This is a genomic window from Streptomyces sp. NPDC017936 (genome assembly GCF_044328485.1).
GTDB lineage: Bacteria > Actinomycetota > Actinomycetes > Streptomycetales > Streptomycetaceae > Streptomyces.
Genome location: NZ_JBIRHK010000004.1, coordinates 456,930 through 473,033 on the forward strand (window position 1 = coordinate 456,930; position 16,104 = coordinate 473,033).

The following is a 16,104-nucleotide window of genomic DNA, read 5'->3' on the forward strand; positions in this document are numbered from 1 at the left end:
GCTCACCGCGGCCGACCGTGACGATGTTGCTGGTCAGGGCACGATCGGAGCCGGCCGCGGCGTCTTGGGGGGGTGGTCAGCCCAGGCGCTGCACCAGTGCGCGGTACTCGTCCCACAGCTCCTTGGGAGTGTGGTCGCCGAAGGTGTCGAGGTGCTCGGGGACCAGGGCGGCCTCCTCGCGCCACACCTCCTTGTCGACGGTGAGCAGGAAGTCGAGGTCCTTGTCGGCCAGGTGCAGGCCGTCGGTGTCCAGGGACTCCTTGGTCGGCAGGACGCCGATCGGGGTCTCGACGCCCTCGGCCTTGCCCTCGAGGCGCTCCACGATCCACTTCAGGACGCGGCTGTTCTCACCGAAGCCGGGCCAGACGAACTTGCCCTCGTCGTCCTTGCGGAACCAGTTGACGTAGTAGATCTTCGGCAGCTTGGACTGGTCCTTGTCCTTGGCGACGTCGATCCAGTGGCCCATGTAGTCGCCCATGTTGTAGCCGCAGAACGGCAGCATGGCGAACGGGTCGCGGCGCAGCTCGCCGACCTTGCCCTCGGCGGCGGCGGTCTTCTCGGAGGCCACGTTGGCGCCGAGGAACACGCCGTGGTTCCAGTCGAAGGACTCCGTCACGAGCGGGACGGCGGTGGCGCGGCGGCCGCCGAAGAGGATCGCCGAGATCGGCACGCCCCTGGGGTCCTCCCACTCGGGCGCGATGATCGGGCACTGCGCGGCGGGGGTGGTGAAGCGGGCGTTGGGGTGGGCGGCGGGCGTACCGGACCCGGGGGTCCAGTCGTTGCCCTTCCAGTCGGTGAGGTGGGCCGGGGTCTCCTCCGTCATGCCCTCCCACCACACGTCGTTGTCGTCCGTGAGCGCCACGTTGGTGAAGACGGAGTTGCCCCAGAGGGTCTTCATCGCGTTGGCGTTGGTGTGCTCGCCGGTGCCGGGCGCGACGCCGAAGAAGCCGGCCTCGGGGTTGATCGCGTACAGGCGGCCGTCCTCGCCGAAGCGCATCCAGGCGATGTCGTCGCCGATCGTCTCGACGGTCCAGCCGGAGATCGTCGGCTCCAGCATGGCGAGGTTCGTCTTTCCGCAGGCGCTCGGGAAGGCGGCGGCGACGTACTTGGACTCGCCCTGCGGCGGGGTCAGCTTGAGGATCAGCATGTGCTCGGCGAGCCAGCCCTCGTCGCGGGCCATGACGGAGGCGATGCGCAGGGCGTAGCACTTCTTGCCGAGCAGGGCGTTGCCGCCGTAGCCGGAGCCGTAGGACCAGATCTCGCGCGCCTCGGGGAAGTGCGAGATGTACTTGGTCCGGTTGCAGGGCCAGGGGACGTCCTGCTCGCCGGGCTCCAGCGGGGCGCCGAGGGTGTGCACGGCCTTCACGAAGAAGCCCTCGGAGCCGAGCTCGTCCAGGACCGGCTGCCCCATCCGCGTCATGGTGCGCATGGAGACCGCGACGTAGGCGGAGTCGGTGATCTCGACGCCGATCGCGGAGAGCGGGGAGCCGAGCGGGCCCATGCAGAAGGGCACGACGTACATGGTCCGGCCGCGCATGGAGCCGCGGAAGAGGCCCTTCTCGCCCTGGAAGATCTCCCGCATCTCCGCGGGGGCCTTCCAGTGGTTGGTCGGGCCCGCGTCCTGCTCCTCCTCGGAGCAGATGAACGTGCGGTCCTCGACCCGGGCGACATCGGTCGGGTCGGAGGCCGCGTAGTAGGAGTTCGGGCGCTTGATCGGGTCGAGCTTCCGGAAGGTGCCCTTCTCGACCAGTTCCTCGCAGAGCCGCTGGTACTCGGCTTCGGATCCGTCACACCAGACCACGTTGTCCGGCTGGGTCAGTTCGGCGATCTCGTTGACCCACGAGATCAGTTCCTGGTGCTGGGTGGGGATGACGGGGGGAGCCGCGATGTCGCGCGCCACGATCGCTCCTAGGTGAGGGTTTTTGTCCTTGTCTGCCCCGTGGGGGCCGCGACCCGGATGCTTCGCAGCGAGCTGCTGAGCGCTCATCCGGTGCCGACCGCACTCATTTGATCATCCGACGCTCCGGCGCATCTGTCCAGAGGGCGTCACAGATGAGCAGGGTGAGGCTCGCCACGTGTACCCCTGGAGCGCCCGGCCCACACGCCGGACGACGGCGGGCCCCACGCCGGACGGCCCCCGAGTCCCTCGCCGGGCGGCCGTGAGCCCCACGCCGGACGGCCCCGAACCCCCACCGGGCGGCCGTGAGATGATGGCCACTCTTCGGCCCTCGTCCAGCCGCACTGATCCGTGACTTACGGTCACGTAGGTACCATGCGGCGTATGACTGCGTCCGCCCCCGACGCGCCCGAGGACCTGCCGGCCGGTGGCCACGGTCCCGTCGCGCTCTCCCTGCCGCATCCGGTCAAGCCCAAGCTCCGCGGCTGGTTGCACCTCGGCATGTTCCCGGCCGCCCTCATCGCGGGCCTCGTGCTCACCGCGCTCGCCGACTCCCCCCGCGGCCGTCTCGCCTGCGGCATCTACGCCCTGACCGCGTGCCTGCTGTTCGGCGTGAGCGCGCTGTACCACCGGGGCGACTGGTCGCCGCGCATGGACGGCGTCCTGCGCCGCCTCGACCACGCGAACATCTTCCTGATCATCGCGGGCACCTACACCCCGCTCACCCTGCTGCTCCTGCCGGACGCCAAGGGCCGATGGCTGCTGTGGAGCGTCTGGGCGGCGGCGGCGGCCGGCATCGCCTTCCGCGTCTTCTGGGTCGGCGCCCCGCGCTGGCTCTACACCCCCTGTTACATCGCCATGGGCTGGGCGGCGGTCTTCTTCCTCCCGGACTTCCTGCGCACCGGCGGCATCGCCGTCCTCGTCCTGGTGGTCGTCGGCGGGCTCCTCTACAGCGCGGGCGGCGTGATCTACGGCATCAAGCGGCCCAACCCCTCACCGCGCTGGTTCGGCTTCCACGAGGTCTTCCACTCCCTCACGCTGGCCGCGTTCGTCGTCCACTACGTGGGCATCTCCCTGGTGGCGTACCAGCACGCGTGACGCCGCTCCCCCACCGCCTTCCCGGCCACGGCTTCCGAGCCGTGGCCTTTTTTCGTGCCCGGGGCAGCCCGCCGCGGCACCCCGACCCGACGAGAGCGGAACTCTATTGACAGAGACTCGATTTTGAGAGGTACTCTCATTTCATGTCAGCTGTCACGAACGTTTCCGAGGTGGGGCGCGACCCCCGCCGCTGGTGGGCCCTCGGGGCCCTGGTCGCGAGCATGCTCACGCTCGGTTTCGACATGACGATCCTCAACGTCGCGCTGCCGACGATGGCGCGGGACCTGGGCGCCACGACCGGCGAGCAGCAGTGGATGGCGGACGCGTACGTCGTCGTCTTCGCGGCGCTGATGCTTCCCGCCGGACTCCTCGGCGACCGGTTCGGGCGGCGCCGGATGCTGATCGCCGGGCTCGGGATCTTCCTCGCCGGCTCACTGCTGGGCGCGCTCGCCGGCGACGTGAACTGGGTCGTCGCGGCCCGCGCTTTCATGGGCGTCGGCGGCGCGCTCGTCACCCCGCTCGCCCTCTCCGTGCTGCCCTCGCTCTTCGGTCCCGACGAGCGCACCAAGGCCATCGGCGTCATCTCCGCCGCCTCGGCGCTCGGACTGCCGCTCGGCCCGGTCATCGGCGGCTGGCTGCTGGACCACTTCTGGTGGGGCTCGGTCTTCCTGGTCAACGTGCCGATGGCCGCGATCGGCATCGCCGCCTGCGTCCTCCTGCTCCCCGAGACCCGCGACCCCGCCTCCCCCGAGGTCGACGCCCTGTCCACCGCGCTCACCGCCACGGGGCTCGGCGCGCTCATCTACGCGATCATCGAGGCGCCCGAGCGCGGCTGGGCCGACCCGCTCGTCCTGGGCGGGCTCGGTGCGGCCGTGGCCCTGATCGGCGCCCTGGTCCTGCGCGAACGGCGGGTCGAACGGCCCATGCTCGACATGTCGTTGCTCGCCGACCGCGGCTTCCTGTTCAACACGCTCGCCGCGACCCTGGTGATGTTCGTCCTGTCCGGCCTGATGTTCGTGCTGCCCCCGTACCTCCAGGCCGTCCTCGGCCACGACGCCTTCGGCACCGGGGTGCGGCTGCTGCCGCTGATGGGCGGTCTGCTGGTCGCCTCCCGGGCCGCCCAGCCGATCGTCGCGCGGTTCGGCCCGCGCGCCGTGGTGAGCGCCGGCCTGATGGTGCTGGCCTTCGCCGCGCTGCTCGGCACCCGTACGACGGCCGACTCCGGCTACGGCTTCACCGCTCTGTGGCTGTCGATCACCGGCATCGGCTTCGGCTTCTCGATCGTCCCCGCGATGGACGGCGCCCTCGGCGCCCTGCCCGCCGACCGCGCCGGCAGCGGCTCCGGTCTGCTGATGACGCTGCGCCAGGTCGGCGCCGCGATCGGCATCGCCCTGCTCGGCAGCGTCCTCGCGGGCGCCTTCCGCGACCGCCTGGACGTCACCGGCCTGCCCGCCGGGGCCGCCGACACCGCCGGGGACTCGGTCGTCGCCGCGCACCTGGTCGCCCAGGAGACCGGAGCCGCGCACCTGGTGGCCTCCGCGGACGCCGCCTACGTGCACGGCATGACCCTCGCCCTGCTGGTGTGCGGCGTCGCCGCCCTGGTCGCGGCCCTGCTGGCGGCGGCGTTCCTGCCCGGTTCGCCCGCCGAGCGCCGCACGGCGACCGCCGGCACCGTCATGGCCGACGCGATGACGGATGCCCGACAATGAACACCATGACGGCCGCACGCACCTCGTCCCCCTCCGACCGCCCCCGCCTGGGCCTGCGGGAACGCAAGAAGATCAAGACCCGCGAGGCGATCCGCACCGCGACCTACGCGCTGGTCAGGGAACAGGGGTACGACGCCACGACGATCGACCAGATCGCCGAGCGGGCCGAGGTGTCGCCGTCGACGGTCTTCCGCTACTTCCCGACCAAGGAGGACATCGTCCTCACGGACGAGTACGACCCGGTCATCCTGGAGAAACTGCGGGCCCGTCCGACGGACGAGCCGTGGACGGACACCATCCGCTTCGTGATGCTGGACGCCGCCCGCGCCGGCGTGGAGGAGGACATGGAGGTCGCCCGGATGCGCACCCACCTGCTGGTGCAGGTGCCCGCGGTGCGCTCGCGGATGATGGAGAGCATGTCGGTCACCGGCCGGATGTTCGCCACCGCCGTCGCCGAGCGCACCGGTCTCGACCCGGACGGCCTGGAGGTGCGCGCGTACACGATGTCGATGATCGGCGGCCTGATGGAGACCTCGATGTACTGGGCCGAGCACGGCCACCAGGACGACTTCATCGCCCTCCTCGACCGCGCCCTGCACGTCCTGCAGCACGGCCTGCCCCGGGAAAACCCCTGAGCCCGGCCCGGCGCACCGTGCCATCCTGACCAGGTGAACGCACCCGAGATCCACGTCGAAGTCGCCCCGGGACTGGCGGTGTTCGTACCGCACGCCCGGCGGGCCGGCGCCCACCCGCTCTCCGTCGACGGAGTCTCCACCCTCGGCCATGTCATCGAGTCCCTCGGGGTCCCGCTGACGGAGGTCGGCGCCCTCGTGGTCGACGGCCACGAGGTCCCGGTCTCCCACATCCCGTCGGACGGCGAGCGGGTCGCGGTCCGTCCGGTCGTCCGCCCGCAGCGGGTGCCCGGCGCCCCGCTGCGCTTCCTGCTCGACGTCCACCTCGGCACTCTCGCCCGCCGGCTGCGGCTGCTCGGCGTGGACACCGCCTACGAGTCGACCGACATCGGCGACCCGGCGCTCGCCGCCCGCTCGGCCGCCGAGAAGCGGGTCATGCTCAGCCGCGACCGGGGTCTGCTGCGCCGGCGCGAGCTGTGGGCCGGCGCCTTCGTCTACAGCACCCGCCCCGACGACCAGCTGCGTGACGTCCTCGACCGGTTCGCGCCCGAGCTGCGGCCGTGGACGCGCTGCACCGCCTGCAACGGGCTGCTGCGGGAGGCCTCCAAGGACGAGGTCGCCGACCAGCTCGAGCACGGCACGCAGCGGTCGTACGACGTGTTCGCGCAGTGCCGGGAGTGCGGGCGGGCCTACTGGAAGGGCGCGCACCACGAACAGCTGGAGGCCATCGTGGAGCGCGCCCTGGAGCAGTTCGCGGGCGACCGCTAGCCCGTTCCCGCCCTACGTCCTCGACACGTCGCCCGAACCGCCGGACCCGGCGAGAACACCCACGTCAGGGGCGCGGGGCCGCATCACCGTGCGGCCCCGCCGCGTGAGCGCGACGGGTCACCACGGTCCCGCGTTCCGCGACGCGCGGCCCCCTTCGGACCCCCCGGCCGCCCACCTCACGGAGTGAGCTTCGCCCGCAAGGCCTCCGCGTCCGTCACCGGCGCGTCGCACACGAAGTGCCGGCACACGTACGCCGTCGCCGCTCCCTGGGCCGGCACCCGGTCCGCGAGCAGCGGGAACTCCTCGCTGTCCGGCGTGCCGCAGGCCACCACCGCCCCCGGCGCGGTCCCCAGCAGCGCGGTCCGGTGCAGCTCGCGCGTGCCGGGATCGTCGGTGGACGGTCCGACGACGGCCACCTCGCGCGGTCCGTCCAGCAGTGCCTCCGCCGTGGCGAGCCCCCACCCGATGAACCGCGGCACCCGCGGCCCGAGCGCCCGCACCACCCCCAGCGCCCGCTCCGCCGCCGCGCGATGCGGCTCCGAGCCGGTGTGGGCGGCGTAACCGAGCAGCGCGCCCGCGGCGGCCGACCACCCGGAGGGCGTCGCGTTGTCGGTGGGGTCCTGGGGCCGGCGGATGAGCTGCTCGGCGTCGGCGGCGGTGTCGTACAGCGCGCCGGAGCCGGGGTCGGTGAACCGCGTGAGGACGTGGTCGAGCAGGAAGCCCGCGAACTCCAGCCACACCCCCTCGCCCGTCACGGCGGCCAGCGCCAGGAAGCCCTCGGCCACGTCGGCGTAGTCCTCCAGCACCCCCGCGTTGGCCCCCGTCCGCCCGTCCTTGCTGGTGCGGGCCAGCCGCGCCTGGTCGTCGAGGTGGACGCGGACCAGCAGGTCGGCGGCGGCGACGGCCGCGTCGACCAGGTCGGGACGGTCGAAGTACGCGCCGGTCTCGGCGAGCGCGGCGACGGCGAGCCCGTTCCACGCGGCGACGACCTTGTCGTCCCGGCCGGGCGCGGGGCGCCGCCCGCGGGCGGCCAGCAGGCGCTCCTTCACCGACGCGATCCGCTTCGCGTCGAACACGCCCTCGTCCTGCGGCAGTTGCAGGACGGAGGCGCCCTCCTCGAAGGTGCCCTCCTGGGTGACGCCGTAGTAGTGCGCCGCCACTTCCGCGTCCTCGGCGCCGAGGACCTCGGTGAGCTGCGCGGGCGTCCACACGTAGTACGCGCCCTCGACGTGCCGGCCGGTGCCGTCGTCGCTGTCGGCGTCGAGCGCGGAGGCGAACCCGCCCTCGGCGGTGCGCAGTTCGCGCACCATGAAGTCGGCGGTCTCCAGCGCGACCCGGCGGGCGAGCTCGGAGCCGGTGGCCCGCCACAGGTGGGCGTACACGCGGCACAGCAGCGCGTTGTCGTACAGCATCTTCTCGAAGTGCGGCACCGTCCAGTCGCGGTCCACGGAGTAGCGCGCGAAGCCGCCGCCGAGCTGGTCGTAGAGGCCGCCCCGGGCCATCCGCTCGCAGGTGTCCCGGGCCATCTGCAGCGCGCCCTCCGCGCCCGTGCGGGCGTGGTGCCGCAGCAGGAACTCGATCACCATGGACGGCGGGAACTTCGGCGCCCCGCCGAACCCGCCGCGCTGCGGGTCGTACTCCCGGGTCAGCCCGAGCAGCGCCTGCGCGAGCTCCTGCTCGCCCGGCACCACGCTGTCGCCGTAGGAGAACTCCCGGCCCGCGAGGTCCCGCACGATCTTCCCGGCGACCTCGGCGACCTCCTCACGCCGATCGGTCCAGGCCTGCCGGACGCCCTCCAGCACCTGCCGGAAGGACGGGATGCCGTGGCGGGGGGCGGGCGGGAAGTACGTGCCGAAGTAGAAGGGTTCGGCGTCCGGCGTGAGGAACACGGTCATGGGCCAGCCGCCCTGACCGGTGGCGGCCTGCACGGCCTCCATGTAGACGGCGTCGACGTCGGGGCGTTCCTCGCGGTCCACCTTGACGCTCAGGAAGTGCTCGTTGAGGTAGTCGGCGGTCGCCCGGTCCTCGAAGGACTCGTGGGCCATGACGTGGCACCAGTGGCAGCTCGAGTAGCCGACGCTCAGCAGCACCGGCACCCCCCGCCTGCGCGCCTCCTCGAACGCCTCCGCCGACCACGGCCACCAGTCGACCGGGTTGTCGGCGTGCTGGAGGAGGTAGGGGGAGGTCTCGTGCGCCAGTCGGTTCGCCATGGGGTCCATCCTGCCGCAGTACCCCTCCCGGCACGCGTCAGGCGGCTCCCGCCCGGCACACCCGGCGACCGGGCCGCGTCCGCACCCTCGCGCCGGACGCCAGGTGCCGGGCCTGCGGCGCGGAGACGTCCCGCGCGCGCACCGAGCTGCGCCGAGCGCTCGATCCGTACGGCCGCACCCGCGACGGCCGCGGCGGGCCCGGGCGCCGGCCGGGTCGGCCGCGCCCGCCCGGGCGCCGGCGATCCGGACCCGGGCGGAGGCGGGGCGGGCTCACGGGGAGACCCTCACCGGCGGCACGGAGGCACGCCCGGGGCGGGCCGGGCCCCCGCGGGGACCGGGCCTGCCTAGTGCCGGGCTCGGCGAAGACCCCGGCGCCGGCGCCCTGCGCCGGACCTCACGGGGCGCCGGCCCGCGCCGCGGACCGGGCTCGCTCAGCCCTGTGCCGGGGAGGCCTTGCCCGTGGCGCCCTTGCCGGACGCGCCCGTGTCGGCGGTGTCCTCCGGCGACTCCTCGAAGTCCACCTTGCCCATGTGCTTGTTCATGGACTTCATCAGGCCCCACACGGCCAGGGCCAGCACCGCGAAGACGAGGAAGCCGAGGACGCCGGGGGTGACCTTGTCCTCGTCCACCTCCTTCGCGAGGGTGGCGAACTGCGTCACTGCCAGGCTCACGCTTGCGCTCATGTCAGGCATTGTCCCGGACCCCCGCGAACAGGTCGTCCTCGGGGAGGGAGGTGTCCACCCGCGACTTCGCGAGCTCGTACTCCTCCGTCGGCCAGACCTCCTTCTGGACCTCCATCGGCACCCGGAACCAGCCCCCGTCGGGGTCGATCTGGGTGGCGTGGGCGATCAGCGCCTTGTCGCGGATCTCGAAGAAGTCGGCGCACGGCACGTGCGTGGTGAGCGTGCGGTCCTTGTGACCGGACCGGTCCCAGCGCTCCAGCCACTCCCCGTAGGGGGACTCCAGGCCGCGGTCGAGCATCGCCCGGTGCAGCGCCTCGGTGCGCGGACGGTTGAAGCCCTGGTTGTAGTAGAGCTTCAGCGGCCGGTACGCCGGGCCGTACTCGGCCTCGGGGTACTTCTCGGTGTCGTCCGCGCCCTCGAAGGCCACCATCGAGATCTTGTGGGTCATGATGTGGTCGGGGTGCGGGTAGCCGCCGTTCTCGTCGTAGGTGGTGATCACCTGGGGACGGAAGGAGCGGATCTGCTTCACCAGCTCGCCGGCCGCCTTGTCGAGGTCCTCCAGGGCGAAGCAGCCCTCGGGCAGCGGCGGCAGCGGGTCGCCCTCGGGGAGGCCGGAGTCGACGAAGCCGAGCCACTCCTGCCGGACGCCGAGGATCTCCCGGGCCTCGTCCATCTCCTTCTTGCGCACCTCGTGGATGTGCTCCTCGATGTACGTGTCGCCCTGGAGCTTGGGGTTGAGGATGGAGCCGCGCTCCCCGCCCGTGCAGGTCACGACCAGCACGTCCACCCCCTCGGACACGTACTTCGCCATGGTGGCCGCGCCCTTGCTCGACTCGTCGTCGGGGTGCGCGTGGACGGCCATCAGTCGCAGCTGGTCAGTCAAGACTCAATCCTCGGTAAGTCGGCGCCCCCGTGGGTTGGGGTGCGATCGGCGGCTTCTATAGTGACCGAATCGGGGGGCGAATAATTCCGGAGCCGGGCTCCGGGAGCCCTTTCGGGACATTCGTCCCGTCCCCGGCCGAGAGGACGATCATGAGTACGGCGAGCACGCGAGCCCCCGAGGGGCGCTACGGCCGTTCCTCGGACGAGCGCGCCGACCGCACCCTCAAGGTCGCCGGCGCCGTCCTGGGCACGCTCCTGCTCGCCCTGGTGGGCTACTTCGGCTACCACTACGTCGTCGGGAACAAGTTCAGCGGTGAGCTGATCGCCTTCTCGATCTCGGACGACGCGGTGAAGGTGCACCTGGAGATCCGCAAGGACGCGGGCGCGAGCGGCTACTGCACGGTCCGTTCCCAGGCGGAGGACGGCGCCGAGGTGGGCCGGGCCGACTTCCGTTTCTCCGGCTCGGACACGCGCATCGACAAGGTGGTCACGCTCCGTACGACGGCGCGGGGCACGTCGGCGGAGCTGCTCGGCTGTCACGCCGACTGACCCCGGCCGCCACCGGCCGGCGCACCGGCTGACACGACGGCCAGGTCCCCCGGAATACGTACGCACTGACCTGCGTTGACGTAATTCTGATGGCTTATGTCCTCCCCCTTGGGCCGGCTAATTGTTAGGCTCGTGGTTTCGCCCATCCCTGGAGGAACATGCTTCCGGGCAGGGCGATGCTTTGTATTCCCAGTACCGACGAGGAGCACCCTGTGACCCAGACCAGCGAGAACGTCACCTGGCTGACCCAGGAGGCGTACAACAAGCTCAAGGACGAGCTTGAGTACCTTACTGGTCCTGCGCGCACGGAGATCGCGGCCAAGATCGCGGCGGCGCGCGAGGAGGGCGACCTGCGCGAGAACGGCGGGTACCACGCGGCCAAGGAGGAGCAGGGCAAGCAGGAACTCCGTGTGCGCCAGCTGACCCAGCTCCTGGAGAACGCGAAGGTCGGCGAGGCCCCGGCGTCCGCGGACGGCACGGTGGCGCCCGGCATGGTCGTGACGATCGCCTTCGACGGTGACGAGGACGACACCCTGACCTTCCTGCTGGCCTCGCGCGAGTACGCGAGCGCCGACATCGAGACCTACTCGCCGCAGTCCCCGCTGGGCGCCGGCGTGATCGGCCACAAGGTCGGCGAGGACGCGGAGTACGAGCTGCCGAACGGCAAGAAGGCCTCCGTGCGCATCCTGAAGGCCGAGCCCTACAGCGGCTGACGGCCCTCCTCTCCGCCACCGGGAACCCCCGGCGCCCGTCGCGCCGGGGGTTTCCTCATGCGGTCACGCGGGCCTGCGGTCACACGGCGGCCGAGCGGTACTTGCGGACCGCCAGGGTGCGGAAGATCAGGACGATCAGCACCGAGTAGATCAGCGAGGCCCAGACCGGATGCTGCATGGGCCAGGCGTCCGCCGTCGACTGGCCGGGGTTGGCGAACAGGACGCGGCAGGCCTGCACGGTCGCGCTGAACGGGTTCCACTCGGCGATGTGGCGCAGCCAGGGCGTCATGTTGCTGGTGTCCACGAACGCGTTCGAGAGGAAGGTCACCGGGAAGAGCCAGATCAGTCCGCCGGAGGTGGCCGCCTCGGGGGTGCGCACGGACAGGCCGATCAGGGCGCCGATCCAGGTGAACGCGTAGCCCAGCAGGAGCAGCAGACCGAAGGCGGCCAGGACCCGGGCGGCGTCGGTCTCGCCGTCGGATCCGACGCGCCAGCCGACCAGGAGGGCGACCACGGCGAGGACGAGCAGGGTCAGCGCGGTCTGCACGAGGTCGGCGAGGGTGCGGCCGGTGAGCACCGCGCCGCGGGCCATGGGCAGGGAGCGGAACCGGTCGATCAGGCCCTTGTGCATGTCGTCGGCGATGCCCGCGCCGGCTCCGGCGGTGGCGAAGGTGACGGTCTGCGCGAAGATCCCCGCCATGAGGAAGTTCGTGTAGTCGGAGGCGCTGGTGCTGCCGCCGACCCGCATCGAGCCGCCGAAGACGTAGGTGAACAGCACCACGAACATGATGGGCTGGATCAGCCCGAAGATGACCATCTCCGGGATTCTGGACATTCTGATCAAGTTGCGTTTTGCAACGACCAGGGAGTCCCTGACGGCCTGCCCGAACGGGCGGGCGGGCACCGCGCTCCGGACGGCCTCGGTGACGGCGCTCATTTCACGGCCTCCTTGCCGCTCTCGTCGTTCTCCTCGTGCCCGGCCTCGGCCACGTGCCCCGTGAGGGACAGGAAGACGTCGTCGAGGGTGGGGCGACGCAGGCCGATGTCGTCGATCTCGATGCCCCGGACGTCCAGCTCGCGGATGACCTCGGCGAGGAGCTTCGCGCCGCCCGTGACGGGCACGGTGAGCTTGCGGATGTGCTCCTCGACGGCGGTGTCGCCCTTGCCGAAGCCGGCCAGCACCTCGGCGGCGGTGGCGATGTGCTCGCGCTCGTGCACCACGACCTCCACGCGCTCCCCGCCGGTGCGGGCCTTGAGCTCGTCCGAGGTGCCGCGGGCGATGACCCGGCCGTGGTCGACGACCGCGATGTCGTGCGCGAGGTGGTCGGCCTCCTCCAGGTACTGCGTGGTGAGCAGCAGGGTCGTGCCGCCGGAGACCAGGCGCTTGATGACGTCCCACAGCAGCTGGCGGTTGCGCGGGTCGAGGCCGGTCGTCGGCTCGTCCATGAACATCACGGGCGGTGAGACCACCAACGCGGCCGCCAGGTCCAGGCGGCGGCGCATGCCGCCGGAGTAGGTCTTCACGGGACGGTCGGCGGCGTCCGCGAGCTCGAACTGGTCGAGCAGTTCGGCGGCGCGGGCCTTGGCCGCCGCCGCCTTCATCTGGTACAGCTGTCCGACCATCCGGAGGTTCTCGCGGCCGGTGAGGTACTCGTCGACCGCGGCGAACTGTCCGGACAGTCCGATCGAGCGCCGGACCTCGTCGGGGTGTGCGAGCACGTCGATGCCGGCGACCACGGCGCGGCCGCGGTCGGGGCGCAGGAGGGTGGTCAGGCAGCGGACCGTGGTGGTCTTGCCCGCGCCGTTCGGCCCGAGGAGGCCGAGGACCGTGCCCTGCGGGACGTCGAGGTCGACGCCGTCCAGAGCCGTGACGTCACCGAAGGTCTTCACCAGGCCTTCGGCATGGATGGCGCCTGGCATATGAGTCTCCACGTCGTCGGGGATTCTTCGGGAAAGCCTAGGGTTCGCACCTTTCGTTCCGCCCCGGTTCGGACGAACAGGGCCCGGACCGGCGGCACGCGACACACCATAACGCGATGTATCGCGTCCCTCAATGGACTTGCTCGAACGAGTGACGACGGGATCGACGGGGCGGCCCGGGACCGGGCCGGGGGTCAGTCGATGACGAGGTAGCCGGCCCCGCGCAGGGCCTGGCCGACCTCGACGCAGTGCGCCGGGCCCTTCGTCTCCAGGTGCAGCTCGACCTCCGCCTCCGTGAGCCCGAGCCGCGGGTCGGTCCGGACGTGGCTCACGTCGAGGACGTTGGCGTCGACCGCCGACAGCACCCCGAGGAGCGTCGCGAGGGCGCCCGGCCGGTCCGTCAGACGCAGCCGTACCGCCAGGTAACGGCCCTGCGCGGCCATGCCGTGCCGCAGGACGCGCTGCATCAGCACCGGATCGACGTTGCCGCCCGACAGCACCGCGACGACCGGCCCCTCGAAGGCGCCGGGCGCGCTCAGCAGCGCCGCGACCGGGCTCGCCCCGGCCGGCTCCACCACCAGCTTGGCCCGCTCCAGACACAGCAGCAGCGCCGTGGACAGCTCGTCCTCCGACACCGTGCGCACCTCGTCCACCAGGTCCCCGACGATCGCGAACGGCACGTCACCCGGCCGGCCGACCCGGATGCCGTCGGCCATCGTCGCCGGATTCTCCACCGCCACCGGACGCCCGGCCGCCAGCGACGGCGGGTACGCCGCCGCCCCCTCCGCCTGCACACCGACGATCCGCACGTCCGGCCGCAGCGCCTTCACCGCGACCGCCAGCCCCGCGGCCAGGCCCCCGCCGCCGATCCCCACGACGATCGTGCGCACCTCGGGGCACTGCTCCAGGATCTCCAGGCCCACCGTGCCCTGGCCCGCGATGACGTCCGGGTGGTCGAAGGGGTGGATGAACACCGCGCCGGTCCGGGCCGCGTACTCCTGCGCCGCGGCCAGCGTCTCGTCGACCACCTGGCCGTGCAGGCGCACCTCGGCGCCGTACTCCCTCGTCGCGCTGATCTTCGGCAGCGGGGCGCCCTTCGGCATGAACACCGTCGCCCGCACGCCCAGCAGCGACGACGCCAGCGCCACGCCCTGCGCGTGGTTGCCGGCGCTCGCGGCGACGACCCCGGCCGCCCGCTCCTCCGGCAGCAGCCCCGCGATCCGCACGTACGCGCCGCGCAGCTTGAACGAACCCGTCCGCTGGAGGTTCTCGCACTTGAGGTGCACCGGCGCCCCGACGAGCTGGGACAGGTGCCTGCTGCCCTCCATCGCGGTCATCCGCGCCACGCCCGACAGCATTTTCTGGGCGCCGCGCACGTCATCGAGGGTGACGGGCCGCAACAAGTGGGCCGTGCCGTAGCTCATGCCCCCAGCATCGCAGTTCACAGGCGGAAACGGCCGTAGCGACCAACCACCGAGACCGGTTTCCGCAGCGTCGGTACGGCCCGCCTTCCGGCCGCGTACCCTGTCCCCCAACCCAGCACCCCCCTTTCATGAAGTGAGCCCCCGGCCATGCCCACAACACCGGAAATGTCGATGGACATGACGACCGTCGGTGACACCGGCCTTCTCGACACGCTGCAGCACGAGGTCGCGGTGTTCGCGCGCCGTGCCGAACAGACCCGGCTCGGCGGTGTCGGGCAGGTGCGCAACTCCATGGACCGCGCCGCGTACCTGCTGCTCAACCGCCTCGACAAGGAAGGCCCGATGGGCGTCAAGGCACTCGCCTCGAGCATGGGCATCGACTCGTCGACCGTCACCCGGCAGGTGGCGCCGCTCGTCGACACCGGCCTGGTCAAGCGCACCTCGCACCCCGAGGACGGACGGGCCGTGGTGCTCCAGCTCTCCCCGCGCGGGATGTCCCGCCTGGCGGAGGTGCGCTCCTCCCGCCGCCGGCTGATGGCGGAGCTGACCGAGGACTGGGAGCCCGAGGAGCGCGAGGCGTTCTGCTCGCTCCTGACCCGCTTCAACGACGCGCTGTCCGCCCGGATGACCGTCCAGGGCGCCCCGGGCACGGAGTCCGCCCCGGCCTCCTGACGCCCCGCGCGCGGGTGCTCGTCCCGCACGCGCGGGACTCTTGACGACGGCCCGCCCCTGGCCTCATATGAGACCGGGTCACCGTTCGCCGTGCGCGGCCGGGATCCGTTTCCAGGGGGTCGCCGGCAGGCGGGAGGCGCGCGGTGCGAGCACGTCATGCGGAACGGGGCGCCCGCCGGGCCCGGGAGTTCGAGGCGTTCGTCGCCGGCGCGGGCGGCCGGCTGCTGCACACCGCCACCCTGCTCACCGCGGAGGCGCCGGACGACAACCCGCGCGCACGACGCCTGCTCACGCTGGCCCTCGCGCACACGTACGCGTGCTGGGACCGGCTGCGCGGCGAGGACCCCTACGACCGCGCCCGCCAGTACCTCGCCGCCCGTTTCGCCCACGGCGCCTGGCACGAGTTCGGCGGCCTCGTCCGCACCCGCCCCCGCCCCGCCGGCGCCCTGGCCCGGCTCACGCCGCAGGAGCGCCTCGTCCTGGTCCTCAGGCTCTACGAGGGCGTCGCCGAGGAGCAGGTGGCGGCCCTGCTCGGCCTCCCGGCGGAACGCGTCCACGCGGTGTGCGACCGCGCCACCGCGACCGTGCTGCACCCGCCGCGGGAGCGGACCGCCGGCGCGGTGGGCGCCGGGGCGGCGGCGTCATGAGGCGGGACGCGTGAACCGGCCCGAGCGGGAGGCCGCCGTGCGGCAGATCATGGAGCGGGCCGTGCCGCGCGTGCCGCCGGAGCTGCACGCGGAGGTCGTGCGCCTCGGCGGCCGCATGCTGCGCCGGCGGGCGCTCGTGCGGCGTCTGCTGTGGCTGCTGCTGTCCGCCGCCGTCGTGGCGTTCGCCGTCTGGGCGGTGACGGCGCAGCCGTGGGTGGAGCCGCCGTCGGAGACGACCCCACCCCTCACCGACTGGTGAGCCGGACCCTGCCGGCCGCCCCGCCGGCCCCGGCCCGGCCG

The 16,104-nt window shown here is 72.4% G+C and carries 16 protein-coding genes; 9 read left to right on the forward strand and 7 right to left on the reverse strand.

Annotated elements, in window-relative coordinates:
- Positions 1-76 precede the first annotated feature (76 nt).
- Positions 77-1,900, reverse strand: a complete 1,824-nt coding sequence (locus tag ACH4F6_RS11525) for a phosphoenolpyruvate carboxykinase (GTP) (protein WP_397959784.1) — start codon at positions 1,898-1,900, stop codon at positions 77-79.
- A 381-nt stretch (positions 1,901-2,281) separates the two neighbouring features.
- On the opposite strand from ACH4F6_RS11525, the gene ACH4F6_RS11530 reads away from it, so the two are divergent.
- From ACH4F6_RS11530 to ACH4F6_RS11545, 4 genes are all read left to right on the forward strand, one after another.
- The gene (locus ACH4F6_RS11530; protein ID WP_397959785.1) at positions 2,282-2,995 is read left to right on the forward strand and encodes a hemolysin III family protein; all 714 of its coding nucleotides are present in this window, start codon (positions 2,282-2,284) and stop codon (positions 2,993-2,995) included.
- 143 nt (positions 2,996-3,138) lie between these two features.
- On the forward strand, positions 3,139-4,704 hold the full coding sequence (locus ACH4F6_RS11535) for a DHA2 family efflux MFS transporter permease subunit (protein WP_397959786.1): 1,566 nt from the start codon (positions 3,139-3,141) through the stop codon (positions 4,702-4,704).
- Positions 4,701-5,339 carry a TetR/AcrR family transcriptional regulator gene (locus ACH4F6_RS11540; protein ID WP_397959788.1) on the forward strand — a complete coding sequence of 213 codons (639 nt, stop codon included), beginning with the start codon at positions 4,701-4,703 and terminating at the stop codon, positions 5,337-5,339. Before ACH4F6_RS11535 ends, ACH4F6_RS11540 begins: the two co-directional genes overlap by 4 nt.
- A 33-nt stretch (positions 5,340-5,372) precedes the next feature.
- Complete coding sequence (locus tag ACH4F6_RS11545) at positions 5,373-6,104, forward strand: Mut7-C RNAse domain-containing protein (protein WP_397959789.1); 732 nt, start codon at positions 5,373-5,375, stop codon at positions 6,102-6,104.
- Between the two features lie 176 nt (positions 6,105-6,280).
- Here the strand turns inward: ACH4F6_RS11545 and ACH4F6_RS11550 are convergent, their stop codons facing one another.
- The 3 genes from ACH4F6_RS11550 to mca all read right to left on the reverse strand — a co-directional run bounded on the left by ACH4F6_RS11550 (position 6,281) and on the right by mca (position 9,859).
- Positions 6,281-8,314, reverse strand: coding sequence for a thioredoxin domain-containing protein (locus tag ACH4F6_RS11550; RefSeq protein WP_397959790.1), 2,034 nt, complete (start codon positions 8,312-8,314; stop codon positions 6,281-6,283).
- Positions 8,315-8,745: 431 nt separating this feature from the next.
- Complete coding sequence (locus tag ACH4F6_RS11555; protein WP_397959791.1) at positions 8,746-9,006, reverse strand: hypothetical protein; 261 nt, start codon at positions 9,004-9,006, stop codon at positions 8,746-8,748.
- Positions 8,999-9,859, reverse strand: coding sequence for a mycothiol conjugate amidase Mca (gene mca, locus ACH4F6_RS11560; RefSeq protein WP_397959848.1), 861 nt, complete (start codon positions 9,857-9,859; stop codon positions 8,999-9,001). The genes ACH4F6_RS11555 and mca overlap by 8 nt, the downstream gene beginning before the upstream one ends.
- Before the next feature lie 170 nt (positions 9,860-10,029).
- On the opposite strand from mca, the gene ACH4F6_RS11565 reads away from it, so the two are divergent.
- Both ACH4F6_RS11565 and greA read left to right on the forward strand, forming a co-directional pair.
- Positions 10,030-10,428 carry a DUF4307 domain-containing protein gene (locus ACH4F6_RS11565; RefSeq protein ID WP_397959792.1) on the forward strand — a complete coding sequence of 133 codons (399 nt, stop codon included), beginning with the start codon at positions 10,030-10,032 and terminating at the stop codon, positions 10,426-10,428.
- A 212-nt stretch (positions 10,429-10,640) separates the two neighbouring features.
- Positions 10,641-11,141 (forward strand): transcription elongation factor GreA, encoded by a 501-nt coding sequence (greA, locus tag ACH4F6_RS11570; RefSeq protein ID WP_393858903.1) that lies wholly within the window; start codon positions 10,641-10,643, stop codon positions 11,139-11,141.
- 79 nt (positions 11,142-11,220) lie between these two features.
- Here greA and ACH4F6_RS11575 read toward each other — a convergent pair whose 3' ends face one another.
- The 3 genes from ACH4F6_RS11575 to ilvA all read right to left on the reverse strand — a co-directional run bounded on the left by ACH4F6_RS11575 (position 11,221) and on the right by ilvA (position 14,485).
- Entirely contained in the window at positions 11,221-12,078 is an 858-nt protein-coding gene (locus ACH4F6_RS11575) for an ABC transporter permease (RefSeq protein WP_397959793.1), read from the reverse strand.
- Positions 12,075-13,061, reverse strand: coding sequence for an ATP-binding cassette domain-containing protein (locus tag ACH4F6_RS11580; RefSeq protein ID WP_397959794.1), 987 nt, complete (start codon positions 13,059-13,061; stop codon positions 12,075-12,077). The genes ACH4F6_RS11575 and ACH4F6_RS11580 overlap by 4 nt, the downstream gene beginning before the upstream one ends.
- A 194-nt stretch (positions 13,062-13,255) precedes the next feature.
- Complete coding sequence (gene ilvA / locus ACH4F6_RS11585) at positions 13,256-14,485, reverse strand: threonine ammonia-lyase (protein ID WP_397959795.1); 1,230 nt, start codon at positions 14,483-14,485, stop codon at positions 13,256-13,258.
- A gap of 171 nt (positions 14,486-14,656) precedes the next feature.
- Between ilvA and ACH4F6_RS11590 the strand changes: the two genes are divergently transcribed.
- From ACH4F6_RS11590 to ACH4F6_RS11600, 3 genes are all read left to right on the forward strand, one after another.
- The gene (locus ACH4F6_RS11590; protein ID WP_397959796.1) at positions 14,657-15,157 is read left to right on the forward strand and encodes a MarR family winged helix-turn-helix transcriptional regulator; all 501 of its coding nucleotides are present in this window, start codon (positions 14,657-14,659) and stop codon (positions 15,155-15,157) included.
- A 143-nt stretch (positions 15,158-15,300) separates the two neighbouring features.
- Complete coding sequence (locus tag ACH4F6_RS11595) at positions 15,301-15,804, forward strand: sigma factor-like helix-turn-helix DNA-binding protein (RefSeq protein ID WP_397959797.1); 504 nt, start codon at positions 15,301-15,303, stop codon at positions 15,802-15,804.
- Between the two features lie 10 nt (positions 15,805-15,814).
- On the forward strand, positions 15,815-16,063 hold the full coding sequence (locus ACH4F6_RS11600) for a hypothetical protein (RefSeq protein WP_397959798.1): 249 nt from the start codon (positions 15,815-15,817) through the stop codon (positions 16,061-16,063).
- The last annotated feature ends 41 nt before the right edge of the window (positions 16,064-16,104 follow it).